Consider the following 16,985-nt stretch of genomic DNA (forward strand, 5'->3'; position numbering starts at 1 on the left):
CGCGCTTATCGAATCTGTGTTCTATTGTGGAGGGACGGGCGACCGGAGACGGCCGGCCGGAGACAACCGGAGGAGGGCGCGATGCGCTGGGACCATCTGAGCGGTGACGACGCGGCGGCCGGTGGCGCGCCCGCGCTGTTCGGCGCCGACGCGGTCACCCGGACCTTCGACACGCCGGGCTTCCGCGGCATCACCTTCCACGAGATACGGGCGAAGTCGATCATCAACCGGGTGCCGGGGGCGTCCCGCATGCCCTTCGAGTGGACGGTCAACCCGTACCGCGGGTGCAGCCACGCCTGCGTGTACTGCTTCGCGCGCAAGACGCACAGCTATCTCGATCTCGACACCGGGATCGACTTCGACTCGCAGATCGTGGTGAAGACCAACGCGCCGGAGCTGCTGCGCCGGGAGCTGGCGTCGGCGCGCTGGCAGGGCCAGCACATCGCGATGGGCACGAACGTGGACTGCTACCAGCGCGCGGAGGGCCGGTATCAGTTGATGCCCGGCATCATCGCCGCGCTGCGCGACCGCGCCAACCCCTTCTCGATCCTCACCAAGGGCTCGCTGATCCTCCGCGACCTGGAACTGCTGCGGCAGGCCGCCGGCGTCACCGATGTGTCCATCGCGCTGTCGGTCGGCTTCACCGACGGCGAGCTGTGGCGCAGCGTGGAACCGGGTACGCCTTCCCCCGAGACCCGGCTGGCGGTCTGCCGCACCCTGCGGGCGAACGGGCTGCCGCCCACCGTGCTGATGGCGCCCGTCCTGCCCTTTCTCAGCGACTCCCCCGAGCAGTTGCGGGCCACCGTCCGCGCCATCGCCTCGGCGGGCGCCGCCTCGATCACGCCCCTGGTGCTCCATCTGCGGCCGGGCGCCCGCGAGTGGTACATGGCGTGGCTCGGCCGGCACCACCCGCATCTCGTACGGCGCTACGAGACGATGTACGCGGGCGGCGCGTACGCCCCGACGTGGTACCAGCGCCGGGTCACCCGCCAAGTCCACGAATTCGCCACGGAGTTCGGCTGCGGGCCCGCGCATCGCGAGGGCACGCGGCGCTTCCGGAAGCCGGGCGAGCCGGAGGCGGGTGTGTCCGGCGACCAGGTGCCGGCGGCACGGCCCGCCGCGGAGAACACCCAGCTCACGCTGCTATGACCTCGCGCGGTTCCGGACAGGCGTCAGGCCCTAGGCGTCGGCCAGCGCCGCGCGGGCGGCCGGGGCCAGTGGCGGGTGGGCGGTCGCGGCGCGCAGCGCGTGCCGGGCGGCGGGGGGCGCCTGCCGCGGGCACAGTGCGCCCAGGCCCTCCACGCAGGCCAGCGCGATGCGTTCGTGGGGCGCGGGGGTCGGCCGGGCGAGCAGCCGCTCCAGGGTGGTGGTGAGGGCCGGTACGGCCTCGGGCGCCCGCATCCGGACCAGGAGGCGGATGGCGGGCAGCGCGTACGCGACCCGCAGTTCGTTGGTGGCCAGCGCGGCGGCGGCCCGCCCGGTCCGCGGGTCCGCCAGCCGCGCCAGCGCCTCGGCGGCGCGGCTCGCCCGCGACTCGTCCCGGTAGTTCAGCAACAACGCCAGCGTCTCGAAAGCCCGCCGGTCTCCCGCCTCCGCCAACTCCACGGCGGCCGCCTCCCTCACCTCCAACGGTTCACCCACAGCGGTGAGCTTGCGAGCGAGGCGTTCACGGGTCTCGACGTCCATCTCCCCACTGTAGGAGCCGAGTTGCCCGTTACCGCCCCGGCGGGGCAGATCGGTTGTCGCCGGACCACCGGCCGGTGGGGGCGGGCCGCGCAGTTCCCCGCGCCCCTGACGGGGCACACCCACTGCGTTCGGACGGCGAGCCGATCTTTTCAGGGGCGCGAGGCTGTGTCTGATCTGCGGCTGCCCCGCCCCGGCGGGGCGGATCGGTCGTTCCCGGACCACCGGCCGGTGGGGGTGGGCCGCTCAGATGGGGGCGGCGCAGATCACATGGGCACAGGACTGGCGGGGAAGTTACTCGCCGGTTACGCTCGGGGGACGTGCACGGTGGTCGGTGACGCAGCCGCCGTGGACGGGAACACTCGTCGGTTCGGCATCATCGCGGCGCGGCCCCGGGACAGGGCTCGCCTATCTCTTCGCGCGGGCACGCACCCCTGCACTTCCGGCCCGCGACTCCACCTCACTCCTTCAGCCGTGTGCGCGCGTGGCGCGCTCCGGTCTCCCCAGCGTCTGGAGTCACGCGATGGACCGTCCGTCCACACCCTCATCGTCAGCGACCGCATCCTCACCCCCCGCCGCGAGCGCGGCGCCCCTGGCGACCGTCGCCGTCGTGGGCCTGGGCACCATGGGCACCGGCATCGCCGAGGTCATGGCCCGCGCCGGTCACGAGGTGATCGGCATCGACATCGACCAGAGCGCGGCGCGCCGCGCGGTCACGGCGCTGGAGCGTTCCACGGCGCGCGCCGTGGAGCGCGGCCGGAGCACCGAGGCGGAGCGCGGCGACGCGCTGGCCCGCTTCCGTACGTTCCCCGATCTGCGGGCCGCCGCCGAGGCGGATCTGGTGATCGAGGTGGTCGACGAGCGCTACGACATCAAGCGCGAGGTCTTCACCGAGCTTGACCGGCTGGCCAAGCCGGACGCGATCCTGGCGACCGGCACGAACGCCCTGTCGGTGACCCGGCTGGCGGCCGAGACCTCCCGCCCCGACCGGGTGCTGGGGCTGCACTTCTTCGCGCCCGCGCCCGCGATGAAGCTGGTCGAGGTCGTGTCGACGGTCCTGACGTCGCCGGAGACCACGGCGGCCGTCACCGCCCTCGTGCTGAGCCTCGGCAAGGAGCCGGTGCCGGTCGGCGACCGGCCGGGCTTCATCGCCGACGGCCTGCTGTTCGGCTATCTCAACCAGGCGGCGGCGATGTACGAGGCGCGGTACGCCACCCGCGAGGACATCGACGCGGCCATGCGGCTGGGCTGCGGGCTGCCGATGGGCCCGCTGGCGCTGCTCGACCTGATCGGCGTCGACACCGCCACGACCGTCCTCGAGGCGATGTACGAGGCGTCCCACGACCGGCTGCACGCCCCCGCGCCGGTGCTCAAGCAGCTCACGGCGGCCGGGCTGCGGGGCCGTAAGTCGGGCCGGGGTTTCTACAGCTACCAGGCGCCGGGCAGCGCGGTCGTGGTGCCGGACGCGGAGACTCCGGGCGCCGGGGACACCCGGCCGGCCGGGCGGCCGGTGCGCGCGGTGGGCGTCGCGGGTTCCGGCACGATGGCGACCGGTATCGCCGAGGTCTTCGCGAAGGCGGGCTTCGACGTCGTGGTGGCCGCCCGTACCCAGGAGAAGGCGGAATCGGCGGTGGCGCGGCTGGCGAAGTCGCTGGACCGCTCGGTCACCAAGGGCCGGCTGACCCAGGAGCAGCGGGACGCGGCGGTGGCGCGGGTGTCGCCGTCCGGTTCGTACGACTCCTTCGCCGACGCCGACCTGGTGGTGGAGGCGGTGGCGGAGGATCTGGCGGTCAAGCAGCAGCTCTTCCAGACGCTCGACAAGGTCTGCAAGCCGGGCGCGGTGCTGGCCACCACCACCTCGTCGCTGCCGGTGGTGGCGGTCGCGCGGGCCACCGGACGCCCGCAGGACGTCGTCGGAATGCACTTCTTCAACCCGGCGCCCGCGATGAAGCTGGTCGAGGTCGTGCACACGGTGCTGACCGCGGACGACGTGCGGGCGACGGTGCACCAGGTGTGCGGCGCGGTCCGCAAGCACGCGGTGGACTGCGGCGACCGGGCCGGTTTCATCGTGAACGCGCTGCTGTTCCCGTACCTCAACAACGCGGTGAAGATGGTCCAGGACCACTACGCGAGCGTGGACGACATCGATGCGGCGATGAAGCTCGGCGGCGGCTATCCGATGGGCCCGTTCGAGCTGCTCGACGTGGTGGGCCTGGACGTGTCGCTGGCGATCGAGCAGGTGCTGCACGAGGAGTTCCGCGATCCGGGCCTGGCGCCCGCGCCGCTGCTGGAACACCTGGTGTCCGCGGGCTGCCTGGGCCGTAAGACCGGCCGCGGCTTCCGCGAGTATGCCCGGCGCTGAGGCGCGCCCCGGCAGCGGAACAGGGCACGGCACCGAGCGCCGCGCCGACACCGGCGGCGCGCCGTCCGGCGGGCGTGAGCGCAGGTCGGACCGCGGTCGTCCGGCGGACTGGGGACGTTTCCCCCCGGCCGCCGGACGGGGGGCCGCGCCGTGTTACGTTCCCCACATGTCCCAGCCCGCGAAGTCCGACCCACCTGAGACCGCGAACGGCCGTCGCGCCGCGGCCCAGCGCCACCGGGTGCGCCAGGACCTCGCGTCGGCGGCCATGCACCTGTTCGCCGAGCGGGGTTACGAGGCCACGACGGTCGACGACATCGCGGCGACGGCCGGGGTGGCGCGCCGTACGTTCTTCCGGCACTTCCGCTCCAAGGAAGAGGCGATCTTCCCGGACCACGACGACACGCTGGTACGGGTGCAGGCGGTGCTGGACTCCGCGGAGCCGTACGAGCACCCGTTGGACACGGTGTGCCGGGGCATCACCGAGGTGCTGCGGATGTACGCGTACATGCCGGAGGTGTCGGTCGAGCGGTACCGGCTGACCCGCGAGGTGCCGACGCTGCGGGAGCGCGAGATCGCGTCGGTGGCCCGGTACGAGCGGCTGTTCACCCGCTATCTGCTGGGCCACTTCGACGAGGGCGCGCACCGGGACGGCGACGACGACCCGCTGCTGGCCGAGGTGGCCGCCTCCGCGGTGGTCGCGGCGCACAATCACGTCCTGCGGCGCTGGCTGCGCAACGACGGCAAGGGCGATGTGGAGGCGCAGCTCAACCACGCCTTCGATGTCATCAAGGCCACCTTCGGCAGCGGCATCGGCGCGGGCCGGATACCGTCGCGGGTCGCGGTGGAGCCTGCGGCGACCGTGTCGCGGCAGGGTGAGGTGGTGGTCGCGGTCGCCCGCACCGACGCCTCCCCGGCCGAGATCCTGCGGACGATAGAGCAGGCCCTGCGCCGCGCCTGAGCGCCCCGGGTGCCGTCGGCGCCCGCCCGGCGCCCGAGCGCCCGCCCCACCGCACCCGCAACCACGGCAGCGGCCGACCGGAACCCCGGTCGGCCGCTGCCGCTCGTTTGTGGCGTCCCGGTGACACGTGAGACAAATTTTTGGCACGCAGTGTCTTTACGACTGGCACTGCGTGCCATACCGTGACGGTAGTCCGGGCGGCCGGCGTACGGATATCCCGCGTACGCCGACTGTCCCCAAGGCCCGGACCCGCCTGCGTCACAGGTATCCCCGCGCCACCGCGCACATGGTCAGTTCCACCGCCGTACCCGCCGGACCGACGACGGCACCCCCAGCCATCCGCCCCTGCGTTCCCCCAGCGCCAACGCAGCAGCAGCACGCTTCGCCGGAGGTCAGACACCATGAAGGAAATCCTGGACGCGATCCTCGCGCCTGACAGTTCGGCCGCCGACTTCGCGGCCCTCCCGCTGCCGGAGTCCTACCGCGCCGTCACCGTCCGCAAGGACGAGGCCGAGATGTTCGCCGGACTCACCACCCGCGAGAAGGACCCCCGCACCTCGCTCCACCTCGACCAGGTCCCGCTGCCCGAACTCGGGCCCGGCGAGGCCCTGGTGGCGGTGATGGCCAGCTCGGTCAACTACAACTCGGTCTGGACCTCGATCTTCGAGCCGGTCTCGACCTTCTCCTTCCTCGAGCGCTACGGCAGGATGTCGCCGCTCGCCAAGCGGCACGACCTGCCGTACCACGTCATCGGCTCCGACCTGGCGGGCGTCGTGCTGCGCACCGGCGCCGGGGTCAACGCCTGGAAGCCCGGCGACCGGGTCGTCGCGCACTGCCTGAGCGTGGAGCTGGAGTCCGCCGACGGGCACAACGACACGATGCTCGACCCCGAGCAGCGGATCTGGGGCTTCGAGACCAACTTCGGCGGCCTCGCCGAGATCGCGCTGGTCAAGTCCAACCAGCTCATGCCCAAGCCGGAGCACCTCACGTGGGAGGAGGCCGCGGCGCCCGGACTGGTCAACTCCACGGCCTACCGCCAGCTCGTCTCGCGCAACGGCGCGGGCATGAAGCAGGGCGACAACGTGCTGATCTGGGGCGCGAGCGGCGGACTCGGCTCGTACGCCACGCAGTTCGCGCTGGCGGGCGGCGCCACCCCGATCTGTGTCGTCTCCAGCCCGCAGAAGGCTGACATCTGCCGGGCGATGGGCGCGGAGGCGATCATCGACCGCAGCGCCGAGGGCTACCGGTTCTGGAAGGACGAGCACCACCAGGACCCGCGCGAGTGGAAGCGGTTCGGCGCCCGGATCCGCGAACTGACCGGCGGCGAGGACGTCGACATCGTCTTCGAGCACCCCGGCCGCGAGACCTTCGGCGCCTCGGTCTACGTCACCCGCAAGGGCGGCACGATCGTCACCTGCGCGTCCACCAGCGGCTACACCCACGAGTACGACAACCGCTACCTGTGGATGAGCCTGAAGCGGATCGTCGGCTCGCACTTCGCCAACTACCGCGAGGCGTGGGAGGCCAACCGGCTGATCGCCAAGGGGAAGATCCACCCGACGCTGTCGCGGACGTACACGCTGGCCGAGACCGGGCAGGCGGCGTACGACGTGCACCGCAATCTCCACCAGGGCAAGGTCGGCGTCCTCGCGCTGGCCCCCGAGGAGGGCATGGGCGTCACCGACCCGGAGCTGCGCGCGAAGCACCTGCCCTCGATCAACCTGTTCCGCGACGCGACGTCCGGTGTCCCCGACTCCCCTGCCGGGGAAGCCCGATGACAGGGCGTCAGAAGGACCGGCCCTGGCTGATGCGGACCTACGCGGGGCACTCGACCGCGGAGGCGTCCAACGAGCTGTACCGGCGCAATCTGGAGAAGGGCCAGACGGGCCTGTCCGTCGCCTTCGACCTGCCGACCCAGACCGGCTACGACGCGGACCACGTGCTGGCCCGCGGCGAGGTCGGCCGGGTCGGCGTGCCGATCGCCCATCTCGGCGACATGCGGCGGCTGTTCCAGGACATCCCGCTGGAGCGGATGAACACCTCGATGACCATCAACGCCACCGCCATGTGGCTGCTGGCGCTCTACCAGGTGGTCGCCGAGGAGCAAGGACTCGGCGAGGAGGGCCTCACCGCGCTCCAGGGCACGACGCAGAACGACATCGTCAAGGAGTACCTGTCACGGGGGACGCATGTCTTCCCGCCGGTCCCGTCGCTGCGGCTGACCACCGACATGATCACGTACACGGTCAACCACCTCCCCAAGTGGAACCCGATCAACATCTGCAGCTACCACCTCCAGGAGGCCGGGGCCACGCCGGTCCAGGAGATCGCCTACGCGATGTCCACGGCGATCGCCGTCCTGGACGCGGTCTTCGCCTCGGGGCAGGTCCCGGAGGAGCGCAGGGGCGATGTCGTCGCGCGGATCTCCTTCTTCGTGAACGCGGGCGTGCGCTTCGTCGAGGAGATGTGCAAGATGCGCGCCTTCGGCCGGATCTGGGACACCGTCACCCGCGAGCGGTACGGCATCGAGAACGCCAAGCAGCGCCGCTTCCGCTACGGCGTGCAGGTCAACTCGCTCGGCCTGACCGAGGCGCAGCCGGAGAACAACGTCCAGCGGATTGTGCTGGAGATGCTGGCTGTCACGCTGTCCAAGGACGCCCGCGCCCGCGCGGTGCAACTCCCGGCGTGGAACGAGGCGTTGGGGCTGCCCCGGCCCTGGGACCAGCAGTGGAGCCTGCGCATCCAGCAGGTGCTGGCGCACGAGAGCGACCTGCTGGAGTACGAGGACATCTTCGACGGCAGCCATGTGATCGAGGCGAAGGTCGAGGAGCTGGTGGCGCTCGCCACCGCCGAGATCGAGCACATCCAGGAGCTGGGCGGCGCCATGGCGGCGGTCGAATCGGGCTATCTGAAGTCGGAGTTGGTGTCCTCGCACGCCGAGCGCCGGGCCCGGATCGAGTCCGGCGAGGAGAAGATCGTCGGCGTCAACGTCTACGAGTCCACCGAGACCAGTCCGCTGACCGCCGACCTCGGCACGGCCATCATGACCGTCGACCCGGCCAACGAGGCGCGGGTGGTGGCCGCGCTGCACGACTGGCGGGTGGCGCGTGACGAGGCGCGCGCGCAGGAGGCGCTGACCGCGCTGCGCTCGGCCGCGGCGGGCACCGACAATCTGATGCCCGCGACGCTGGACTGCGCGCGGGCGGGGGTGACGACCGGCGAGTGGTCGTGGGCGCTGCGCGATGTGTTCGGTGAGTTCCGGGCGCCGACCGGGGTCAGCGGCGCGCCGGTCGCGGTGGCCGCCGAGGAGGGCAGTCCGATGGCCGAGGTACGGCGCAAAGTCGCCGAGACGGCCAAGGAGTTGGGCGGCGGACGGCTGCGGCTGCTGGTCGGCAAGCCGGGTCTCGACGGGCACTCCAACGGCGCCGAGCAGATCGCCGTACGCGCCCGCGACGCCGGTTTCGAGGTGGTCTACCAGGGGATCAGGCTGACACCCGAGCAGATCGTGTCGGCGGCGGTGGCCGAGGACGTGCACTGCGTGGGTCTGTCGATCCTGTCCGGTTCGCACGCCGCTCTGGTGCCGGACGTGCTGGAGCGGCTGCGCGGGGCCGGGGTGGACGACATCCCGGTGGTCGTCGGCGGGATCATCCCCTCGGCGGACGCCAAGGCGCTGATCGAGGCCGGAGTGGCGGCCGTCTTCACCCCGAAGGACTTCGGAATCACCGGGATCATCGGCCGGATCGTGGACGAGATCCGGCTCGCGAACAAGCTGGAAAAGCTGGAGGTATGACGTGCAGTTCGGCCGCACTTACGAGGAGTTCGAGGTCGGTGCGATCTACAAGCACTGGCCGGGAAAGACCGTCACCGAGTACGACGACCACCTCTTCTGCCTCCTCACGATGAATCACCATCCGCTGCACATGGACGCCAACTACGCGGAGAAGACAACCGACTTCGGCCGCAATGTCGTCGTCGGCAACTACATCTACTCGCTCCTGCTCGGGATGTCGGTGCCCGATGTCTCGGGCAAGGCCATCGCCAATCTGGAGATCGAGTCGCTGAAGCACGTGGCGCCGACCTTCCACGGCGACACGGTCTACGGCGAGACGACGGTGCTCGACAAGCGCCCGTCGAAGTCGAAGAACGACCGCGGCATCGTCGAGGTGGAGACCCGGGGATACAAGCAGGACGGCACCCTGGTCTGCGTCTTCCGCCGCAAGGTGCTGGTGCCGACCGCCACGTACATCAAGGAGCGCGGCGGGGAACAGCCCGGCCGTCCCGAGCTGGGAGAGAGCTGAGTCATGAGCCGCCTCGCGCAGACCGACGGGCTGACCGACGTCCAGAAGGAGATCCTCTCCACCGTCCGCTCCTTCGTGGACAAGGAGATCCTGCCGGTCGCCACGGAGTTGGAGCACCGCGACGAATATCCGACGGACATCGTCGAAGGGCTCAAGGAACTGGGCATCTTCGGCCTGATGATTCCCGAGGAGTACGGCGGCCTCGGCGAGTCGCTGCTGACGTACGCGCTGACGGTCGAGGAGATCGCGCGCGGCTGGATGAGCGTGTCCGGCATCATCAACACCCATTTCATCGTCGCCTACATGATCAAGCAGCACGGCACACAGGAGCAGAAGGACCATTTCCTGCCGCGTATGGCGGCGGGCGACGTGCGCGGCGCGTTCTCGATGTCGGAGCCGGAACTGGGCTCCGACGTGTCGGCGATTCGCACCAAGGGCGTACGCGACGGGGACGCGTACGTCGTCAACGGCCAGAAGATGTGGCTGACCAACGGCGGTTCTTCCCATCTGGTCGCGGTGCTGTGCAGGACCGACGAGGGGCAGGCGGAGGACGCGCCGCCGCACAAGTCGATGACGACCTTCCTGATCGAGAAGGAGCCCGGCTTCGGCGCCAACGCCTCGGTCCCCGGCCTCACAGTGCCAGGAAAGATCGACAAGATGGGCTACAAGGGCGTCGACACCACGGAACTGATCCTCCAGGACGTGAGGGTTCCGGCCGACCGGGTGCTCGGCGGACAGAGCGGCCGGGGTTTTTACCAGATGATGGACGGCGTCGAGGTCGGCCGGGTCAATGTGGCCGCGCGCGGCTGCGGTGTGGCACAGCGGGCGTTCGAACTGGGCATCGCCTACGCACAGCAACGGCACACGTTCGGCAAACCCATCGCACAGCACCAGGCGATCCAGTTCAAGCTCGCCGAGATGGCCACCAAGGTGGAGGCCGCGCACCGGATGATGGTCAACGCCGCACGTAAGAAGGATTCGGGCGAGCGCAACGACCTGGAGGCCGGGATGGCGAAGTACCTGGCCGCGGAGTTCTGCAAGGAAGTGGTGGAGGACGCGTTCCGCATCCACGGCGGCTACGGCTTCTCCAAGGAGTACGAGATCGAGCGGCTGTACCGGGAGGCGCCGATGCTGCTGATCGGCGAGGGGACCGCCGAGATCCAGAAAATGATCATCGGGCGGCGGCTGCTGGAGGAGTATCGTCTCCAGGGATAACCGAAGGAAGAATGTCCGTATTTATTGACATTTACCCGAGGGGAAGGTCACACTGCGTGAGCCGTCGCGGCACGGGAACCAGCCATCGACTCGCCCTTGAGCTTGCCGAGTTGCCCGTGTCAACCGATACCATCGGGTTAAAGCCGCCGTCCCCAGAAGTAATTCGCGGCACCCTCCGCTACGAAGGTCTTCCATGCCCCACAGCCATTCCTCTGCACCACGCGACGGCCTTGTCGGCGTACGACTCGCGCGCGGAGCGTCGCCGTGGCTCCTCCCGACCGTCGCCACCGCGGCGGTAAGCCTTGTCCGCGCGCGCCGCTCAGGCCGCTGGGCGACGGTGGCCGTCCCCGCCACCGCGCTCGCCGCGGGCATGCTGTGGTTCTTCCGCGACCCCGAGCGCGAGATCGCCGAGGGCCGTGTGATCTGTCCCGCGGACGGTGTGGTGCAGAGCATCATGCCGTGGAAGGACGGGCGTACCCGCGTCGCGATCTTCATGAGCCCGCTGAACGTCCACGTGAACCGCGCGCCCCTCGCGGGCACGGTCACCTCCGTCGAGCACATCCCCGGCGGATACGTACCGGCGTTCAACAAGGAGAGCGAGAACAACGAGCGGGTGGTCTGGCACTTCGACACCGAGATCGGCGATGTCGAGATGGTGCAGATCGCCGGCGCGGTGGCGCGCAGGATCGTTCCGTACGTGCCGCGCGGCTGCAAGGTGGAACAGGGCGAGCGGATCGGCCTGATCCGGTTCGGCTCGCGGGTCGACGTGTACCTGCCGGAGGGCATCGAGCCCGACGTCGAGGTCGGGCAGACCACCACGGCTGGGGTGACTCGCCTTGACCGTGGTTGAACCCGACACGCAGGCAAACGCCCACACTCACACTCCGGTGCAGGCGCAGTCGCACTGGGTCACCGAGCTGGAGGACGAGGTAGCCGACCTTCCGCTGTCCACCCGGCTGTCCATCGCCGACGCGCTCACTCTCGGTAACGCGATCTGTGGCTTCATGGCCGTGTACTTCACGACCACCGGAGTCCTGGTCCCGCACCTGATGGGCACCACCGTCGGCGGCATGTCCAAGCACAGCGCCGCCACCGCGGTGACGCTCATGCTGCTCGCGTCCGTCTTCGACCTCTTCGACGGGCTGGTCGCGCGCAAGCTGCGCAGCTCCGCGATGGGCGCCGAGCTGGACAATCTGTCCGACCTGATCAGCTTCGGCCTCGCGCCCGCCTACTTCGTCGTCGTCTGGGGTCTGGTCGCCGACGACGCCCACGGCAAGGTGTCGGCCGCCGCCGCGGTGATGGTCGTCCTGGCCGTGGTGCTGCGGCTCGCCCGCTTCTCCTGCACCACGATCAGGGACGGTGTCTTCCAGGGCATGCCCAGCCCCTTCGGGGCGATGACGGTCGTCTCCGTCGTCCTGCTGGAGCTGCCCTTCATCCCCACCGTCGTCGCCATCGTCGGCGTCGCCTGGCTCATGGTGAGCCGCGTGGAGTACCCCAAGCCGCGCGGACGCCTCGCCGTCATCACCCTCGGCTGGATCCTCATCAGCATGGGCTGCCTGACCGCCTGGACCCTCGACGTCCCCGGCGGCCACCTGCTCCTCCAGACGGGCGCCGCCCTCCAGTGCGTGGCCGCGGCGGTCATCCCCTGCTTCGCGACCACGCGCCGCGTCAACACGATGCGGGCCAATCGCCGTGAGGCCAGGGCGGACGCTCTGCGCTGACATGTCCTCCGGGGTCAGCCCCCGGTGCGCCGCTACGGCCCGCGGCCCCTCCGCTCTCGGCGGAGGGGCCGCAGTCGTTTCCGTGCGCCTGCGCCTGGCGCTGGGGGCTGGGGCTGGCGCTGGCGCTGGGGCTGGCGCTGGGGCTGGGGCTGGGGCTGGGGCTGGCTAGGTCAGGAAGTCGCGGGCCAGCTCGGCGGAGAGCTGTTCCAGGAGCGGGCCGGCGTTGGGGATGGAGACGGCCGGGTCCGGTTCCAGGGACGAGAGCGGGTAGGCGCGGCGGATCCCGGCGGAGCCGAGGGCGCTGGGGCTGAGCGCGAGACGGCCGCAGACGGCGACGACGTCGATGTCACGGGCGCGGGCGGCCTGGGCGACGCCGACCGGCGCCTTGCCGTGCAGGGTCTGCTCGTCGAGGGAGCCCTCGCCGGTGATGACGAGGTCGACGCCGTCGAGGGCGGCCGCGAAGCCGAGGACGTCGAGCATGACGTCGATACCGGCCCGGAAGGTGGCGCCGAGGCCGACGAGGGCCCCGTAGCCGATGCCGCCCGCGGCGCCCGCACCGGGGGCGTCGGCCGCCGCGGCGGCGGTCGGACCCTCGGCGAGGGCGAGGACGTCGACGTAGTGCCCGAGAGCGGCGTCGAGCGTGGCGACGTCGGCCTCGGAGGCGCCCTTCTGCGGCCCGTAGACGGCGGCGGCGCCCTTGGGCCCGAGCAGCGGGTTGTCGACGTCGCTGGCGAGGACGATCTCGGTGTCGACCAGCCGCGGGTCGAGCCCGGACAGGTCGGCGGTGGCGAGCGCGGCCAGCGGGCCGCCGCCGGGCGCGACGGGCGCGCCGTCGCGGTCCAGCAGCCGGGCGCCGAGCGCGCTGAGCATGCCCGCGCCGCCGTCGTTGGTGGCGCTGCCGCCGACGCCGAGCACGATGGTGCGGGCGCCCGCGTCGAGCGCGGCCCTCAGCAGCTCGCCGGTCCCGTACGTGGTCGCCGTGAGCGGCGCGAAGACGCCGGACGGCAGGTGCTGGAGGCCGGACGCCTCGGCCATCTCGACCACGGCGGTACGGTCACGCAGCGCGTACGAGGCGTCGACCGGCTCGCCCAGCGGTCCGGTGACGCGTACCGTGCGCCGTTCGAAACCGCCGGTGACGGCGGCCTCGACGGTGCCGTCACCGCCGTCGGCGACCGGTACGGAGGTGACGGTCACACCGGGCGCGCCCTTGCGCAGCCCCGCCTCGACATGCGCGGCCACCTGCACCGCGGTCAGCGAGCCCTTGAACTTGTCCGCGGCGATCAGCACACGTCCCGTGGATCTTGTTGCAGCGTCGGACACTGTCGTACTCCCCATCCGAAAACGGAACATCGCGCCGGTGGGACCCTATCCCGGCCGGGCCCGCCTGCCCATGGGCACCGCGCTGTGTCACCGCGCGATCACCGGATCGCGAGTCCGCCGCGCGGCCCGTGGCCGTAGGTTTGGCGGCATGACGACGACCGACTTCGCCACGTACATCGCAGGGCTGCCGAAGATCATTTCGGGAGCGAACACCCTCTTCAGGTCCGCCGACGGCCGGATCCTCATCGTCGAGCCGAACTACCGCGACGACGGGACCTGGACGCTGCCGGGCGGCACCATCGAGTCCGATCTGAACGAGACGCCGCGGCAGGCGGCCCGCCGGGAGAGCGCGGAGGAGATCGGTCTGGACATCGGGCCGGGCCCGCTGCTCGCCGTCGACTGGGTGACGGGGCCCGGCAGGCCGCCGCTGGCCAGCTACCTCTACGACGGCGGCGTGCTGGACGAGACGCGGCTGGCGGCGGTACGGCTCCAGGAGGAGGAACTGGACTCCTGGAAGCTGGTCCCGGCCGACGAGATCGACTCCTACTTCTCGCCGGGCGCCGCCCGCCGTGTCCACGCGGCCCTGGCCGCGCTCGCCGCGGGCGCCGGTCCTGTGGAGCTGGAGAACGGCCGCCGCGCGGGCGTCAACTGACGTCACGTCAACCGGCTGGGCAGCGGGGCCTGTCGGGGAGGTGTCCGAGGTCGGGGGCCGGGGCGGCGAGGCGAGTTCGCCTGCGGCGCATGTGCCGTCGAACCGTCCGGCTCGTGCCGCCGCGCGGTATATCCGTCGCCGGGTCCGCGACCCCGGATCTAGGATTTTGCCTCATGATCGAATCCACCCAGCCAGCCGGGTCGGTCCCGCCGTCTGCCGCCGTGCTCGCGGCCTTCGGCGCGCCGGGGCGGCCGGTGCCGCTGCCGGGCGGGCAGGGGCAGACCTGGCGGGACGGCGAGGTGGTGCTCAAGCCGACCGGGCTCGCGGCCGAGACCGCGTGGCGGGCCGAGGTGCTGACCGCGCTGCCCGCGTCCCCGCACTTCCGGGTCGCGCGGCCGGTCCGGGCGGCGAACGGCGGCTGGACGGCCGAGGGTTGGGAGGCGTGGCAGTACGTGGCCGGCCGGTCCGAACCGGGGCGGCCCGCCGATGTGCTGCGGACGGCCGCCGCCTTCCACGCCGCGCTCGCGGACGTACCGCGCCCCGGCTTCCTCGACACGCGCGAGGGCCCGTGGTCGTACGCGGCCCGGGTCGCCTGGGAGGAGTCGCCGCTGGACGACGGGGGCGGCGGTGACGCCGAGGTGGCCGCGCTCATCGCCCAACTGGCCGCAGAACGCCGCCCGTTCGAGCCGTCCGGCGCACCGGCGCCGCAGGTCGTGCACGGCGACCTGCTGGGCAATGTGCTCTTCGCGGACGGCCTGCCGCCCGCGGTCATCGACTGGCCGCCGTACTGGTACCCCGTCGACTGGGCGGCGGCCGTCGTGGTGGTCGACGCGCTGCTCTGGTACGGGGCGGGGCCCGCGGTCCTCGCGCTCGGCCCCGCCGGGGACGGCTGTGTCCCCGACCCCGACGCGTGGGCCCAACTCCTCGTCCGCGCCCTGCTGTTCCGGCTGGTCACCGGCGCCGTGCTCGGCCCGGACGCGCAGCCGCGACCGTACGAGCGGGCGGCGGTCGCGGCCGTACGGGCGTATGTGGCCGCGGGCGGTCAGGGCTTGGGGATGTCGAAGAAGTAGGTCAGGCCGCCGGCCAGCCGGATGTCCCCCTGCACCTTCAGCTTCCGGGTGAAGAACAGCGCCGGGCCCGAGGCGTTGCCCGAGACCAGCTTGAGGAATTCCGGTGCGGCCATCGTGAGGGTGAGCTGCGGCGTACGTCCGGTGTCCTCGGCCGTGACCGCGCAGGCGCCGTTCGCTATGTGCGTCTCGTAGACGTCCGGTGCCTCGTCCCCCGCCGTGATCCGCCAGCGGATCAGGGCGTCGCGGCGACCCGCCGACTCCGGCTTGAAGAGGGTGCCCATCCGGTGGAAGACCTCGTCCAGGACCCGTCGGCGCTGCGCTCCGTTCATGAACTCCGCGATCCGGCGGGCCGGAAGATCCCGTACGATCCGCGCGAATTCCTTCGGCTCGACCGTGCCGAAGTCGAGGAGTTCGAGGTCGATGTCGTCGAGCGCCGCCATGTCGGGCCTTCCTGACTCCAGAGTAAGTTTACTGGTGAGTAAGGATAGGTACGGCGCGGCACCGTGGCAAGGCGTCGCCTCGGGCACCGCGCGGGCAGCGGAAATAGGCGCGCGGGGCCGCCCCGCCCTCCCGTACCGTCACGGCATGCATGCTGATCAGCCGCCGTTGCCCGAAGTCCTCGCCGCCGCGCCGGACGTTCCCGTGGTCGCCATGGCCCAAGCCCTTCGGGAAGTGCCCGGGGTGGTCGGGGTGCTGCTCGGGGGCAGCCGTGCGCGCGGGACGCACCGCGCGGACTCGGACTGGGACCTCGGCGTGTACTACCGGGGCGAGCCGGATGTGGCCGCGTTGGCCGCGCTCGCGCGGGAGTTCACCGGGGAACCGGTGGAGGTGGCCGCGCCGGGCGGGTGGGGGCCGTGGGTCAACGCCGGGGCGTGGCTGCGCGTGGACGGGGTCGCCGTCGACTGGATCCTGCGGGACGTCGACCGCGTCCGGCGGGTGTGGCAGGACTGCCGCGAGGGCCGCTACGAGGTCGGTATCCAGCCGGGGCACCCGCTCGGTTTCTGGTCGCCCTGCTATCCGGGCGAGGTCGCCCTCGGGCACGTACTCGCCGACACCGACGGGGAGTTGGCGGCGCTCCGGGCCGAGACGCGGGTGTATCCCGAGGCGTTGCGTCGGGCGCTGGTCGAGGCCGCGTGGGAGGCGGAGTTCACGGTGGCCGCTGCCGCGAAGTCGGCCGTCAAGGGGGATCACGTGCACGTGTCCCTCTGCCTGTCGCGGGCCTTCGGTGTCCTCGCGCAGGCGTTGCACGCCTGGAACCGGGTGTGGTGCCTGAACGAGAAGGGGGCCCTCCCCGCGGCCGCGGTGCTTTCCGGGGCTCCCGCGGGGTTCGCCGACGAGGTCGGCGTTCTTCTCGGTCGCAGTGGGCTCTCGGCCGAGGAGCTTTCCGCCACCGTGGCCTCGGCGGCCCGCCTGGTCCGCGAGGCCCGCCGCGGCCTCCCCCTCCCCTGACCCGGACTGCGCGCCGAGCCGGCGCAGGGCCTGTTCTTAGGGGCGCGGGGAACTGCGCGGCCAGCCACCAACCGTGGCGAGCTGTAAATACCGGCCCCAGCGGGGCAGTTGCTGTGTGTTTTCGGGCTGAAAGCCCGGCGGTGGCTGGGCGCGCAGTTCCCCGCGCCCCTCAAAAGATCGGGGTGCCGCCCACAGCAGAGAAACCGCCCCGGCGCCGCGCCCCTCAAAAGATCGGGGTGCCGCCCACAGCAGAGAAA

The 16,985-nt window shown here is 71.6% G+C and carries 15 protein-coding genes; 12 read left to right on the forward strand and 3 right to left on the reverse strand.

Annotation, left to right across the window (positions count from 1 at the left end):
• Window positions 1-81: 81 nt before the first annotated feature.
• Window positions 82-1,149 carry an Rv2578c family radical SAM protein gene (locus tag ACIP4Z_RS24785; RefSeq protein ID WP_401311538.1) on the forward strand — a complete coding sequence of 356 codons (1,068 nt, stop codon included), beginning with the start codon at window positions 82-84 and terminating at the stop codon, window positions 1,147-1,149.
• 30 nt (window positions 1,150-1,179) lie between these two features.
• Here the strand turns inward: ACIP4Z_RS24785 and ACIP4Z_RS24790 are convergent, their stop codons facing one another.
• The gene (locus tag ACIP4Z_RS24790) at window positions 1,180-1,779 is read right to left on the reverse strand and encodes an adenylosuccinate lyase (RefSeq protein ID WP_401311791.1); all 600 of its coding nucleotides are present in this window, start codon (window positions 1,777-1,779) and stop codon (window positions 1,180-1,182) included.
• A 427-nt stretch (window positions 1,780-2,206) separates the two neighbouring features.
• Here ACIP4Z_RS24790 and ACIP4Z_RS24795 point away from each other — a divergent pair, with 427 nt between their 5' ends.
• The 8 genes from ACIP4Z_RS24795 to pssA all read left to right on the forward strand — a co-directional run bounded on the left by ACIP4Z_RS24795 (window position 2,207) and on the right by pssA (window position 12,237).
• Window positions 2,207-4,045, forward strand: coding sequence for a 3-hydroxyacyl-CoA dehydrogenase family protein (locus ACIP4Z_RS24795; RefSeq protein ID WP_401311541.1), 1,839 nt, complete (start codon window positions 2,207-2,209; stop codon window positions 4,043-4,045).
• Window positions 4,046-4,211: 166 nt separating this feature from the next.
• Window positions 4,212-5,003, forward strand: a complete 792-nt coding sequence (locus ACIP4Z_RS24800) for a TetR family transcriptional regulator (RefSeq protein WP_355339147.1) — start codon at window positions 4,212-4,214, stop codon at window positions 5,001-5,003.
• 401 nt (window positions 5,004-5,404) lie between these two features.
• Window positions 5,405-6,781 (forward strand): crotonyl-CoA carboxylase/reductase, encoded by a 1,377-nt coding sequence (gene ccrA, locus ACIP4Z_RS24805; protein WP_188281254.1) that lies wholly within the window; start codon window positions 5,405-5,407, stop codon window positions 6,779-6,781.
• Complete coding sequence (locus ACIP4Z_RS24810; protein WP_355339141.1) at window positions 6,778-8,793, forward strand: protein meaA; 2,016 nt, start codon at window positions 6,778-6,780, stop codon at window positions 8,791-8,793. Before ccrA ends, ACIP4Z_RS24810 begins: the two co-directional genes overlap by 4 nt.
• A gap of 1 nt (window position 8,794) precedes the next feature.
• Complete coding sequence (locus ACIP4Z_RS24815; protein ID WP_355339138.1) at window positions 8,795-9,301, forward strand: MaoC family dehydratase; 507 nt, start codon at window positions 8,795-8,797, stop codon at window positions 9,299-9,301.
• Window positions 9,302-9,304: 3 nt separating this feature from the next.
• The gene (locus ACIP4Z_RS24820; RefSeq protein WP_355339135.1) at window positions 9,305-10,516 is read left to right on the forward strand and encodes an acyl-CoA dehydrogenase family protein; all 1,212 of its coding nucleotides are present in this window, start codon (window positions 9,305-9,307) and stop codon (window positions 10,514-10,516) included.
• 193 nt (window positions 10,517-10,709) lie between these two features.
• Window positions 10,710-11,366 (forward strand): phosphatidylserine decarboxylase, encoded by a 657-nt coding sequence (locus ACIP4Z_RS24825; protein ID WP_355339132.1) that lies wholly within the window; start codon window positions 10,710-10,712, stop codon window positions 11,364-11,366.
• A 37-nt stretch (window positions 11,367-11,403) separates the two neighbouring features.
• Window positions 11,404-12,237 carry a CDP-diacylglycerol--serine O-phosphatidyltransferase gene (gene pssA / locus ACIP4Z_RS24830; RefSeq protein ID WP_355339129.1) on the forward strand — a complete coding sequence of 278 codons (834 nt, stop codon included), beginning with the start codon at window positions 11,404-11,406 and terminating at the stop codon, window positions 12,235-12,237.
• Window positions 12,238-12,402: 165 nt separating this feature from the next.
• On the opposite strand, the gene ACIP4Z_RS24835 is transcribed toward pssA, so the two are convergent.
• Entirely contained in the window at window positions 12,403-13,557 is a 1,155-nt protein-coding gene (locus tag ACIP4Z_RS24835) for a glycerate kinase (RefSeq protein ID WP_401311548.1), read from the reverse strand.
• 148 nt (window positions 13,558-13,705) lie between these two features.
• Here ACIP4Z_RS24835 and ACIP4Z_RS24840 point away from each other — a divergent pair, with 148 nt between their 5' ends.
• Both ACIP4Z_RS24840 and ACIP4Z_RS24845 read left to right on the forward strand, forming a co-directional pair.
• Window positions 13,706-14,209 carry an NUDIX domain-containing protein gene (locus tag ACIP4Z_RS24840; RefSeq protein ID WP_401311551.1) on the forward strand — a complete coding sequence of 168 codons (504 nt, stop codon included), beginning with the start codon at window positions 13,706-13,708 and terminating at the stop codon, window positions 14,207-14,209.
• A 173-nt stretch (window positions 14,210-14,382) separates the two neighbouring features.
• Window positions 14,383-15,279 (forward strand): TIGR02569 family protein, encoded by an 897-nt coding sequence (locus tag ACIP4Z_RS24845; RefSeq protein WP_401311553.1) that lies wholly within the window; start codon window positions 14,383-14,385, stop codon window positions 15,277-15,279.
• Here the strand turns inward: ACIP4Z_RS24845 and ACIP4Z_RS24850 are convergent.
• The gene (locus ACIP4Z_RS24850) at window positions 15,252-15,719 is read right to left on the reverse strand and encodes an SCP2 sterol-binding domain-containing protein (RefSeq protein WP_355339117.1); all 468 of its coding nucleotides are present in this window, start codon (window positions 15,717-15,719) and stop codon (window positions 15,252-15,254) included. The genes ACIP4Z_RS24845 and ACIP4Z_RS24850 overlap by 28 nt on opposite strands.
• 145 nt (window positions 15,720-15,864) lie before the next feature.
• Here ACIP4Z_RS24850 and ACIP4Z_RS24855 point away from each other — a divergent pair, with 145 nt between their 5' ends.
• Entirely contained in the window at window positions 15,865-16,728 is an 864-nt protein-coding gene (locus ACIP4Z_RS24855; protein WP_401311557.1) for a nucleotidyltransferase domain-containing protein, read from the forward strand.
• Window positions 16,729-16,985 lie beyond the last annotated feature (257 nt).

It is taken from the genome of Streptomyces sp. NPDC088910 (assembly GCF_044749865.1).
GTDB lineage: Bacteria > Actinomycetota > Actinomycetes > Streptomycetales > Streptomycetaceae > Actinacidiphila.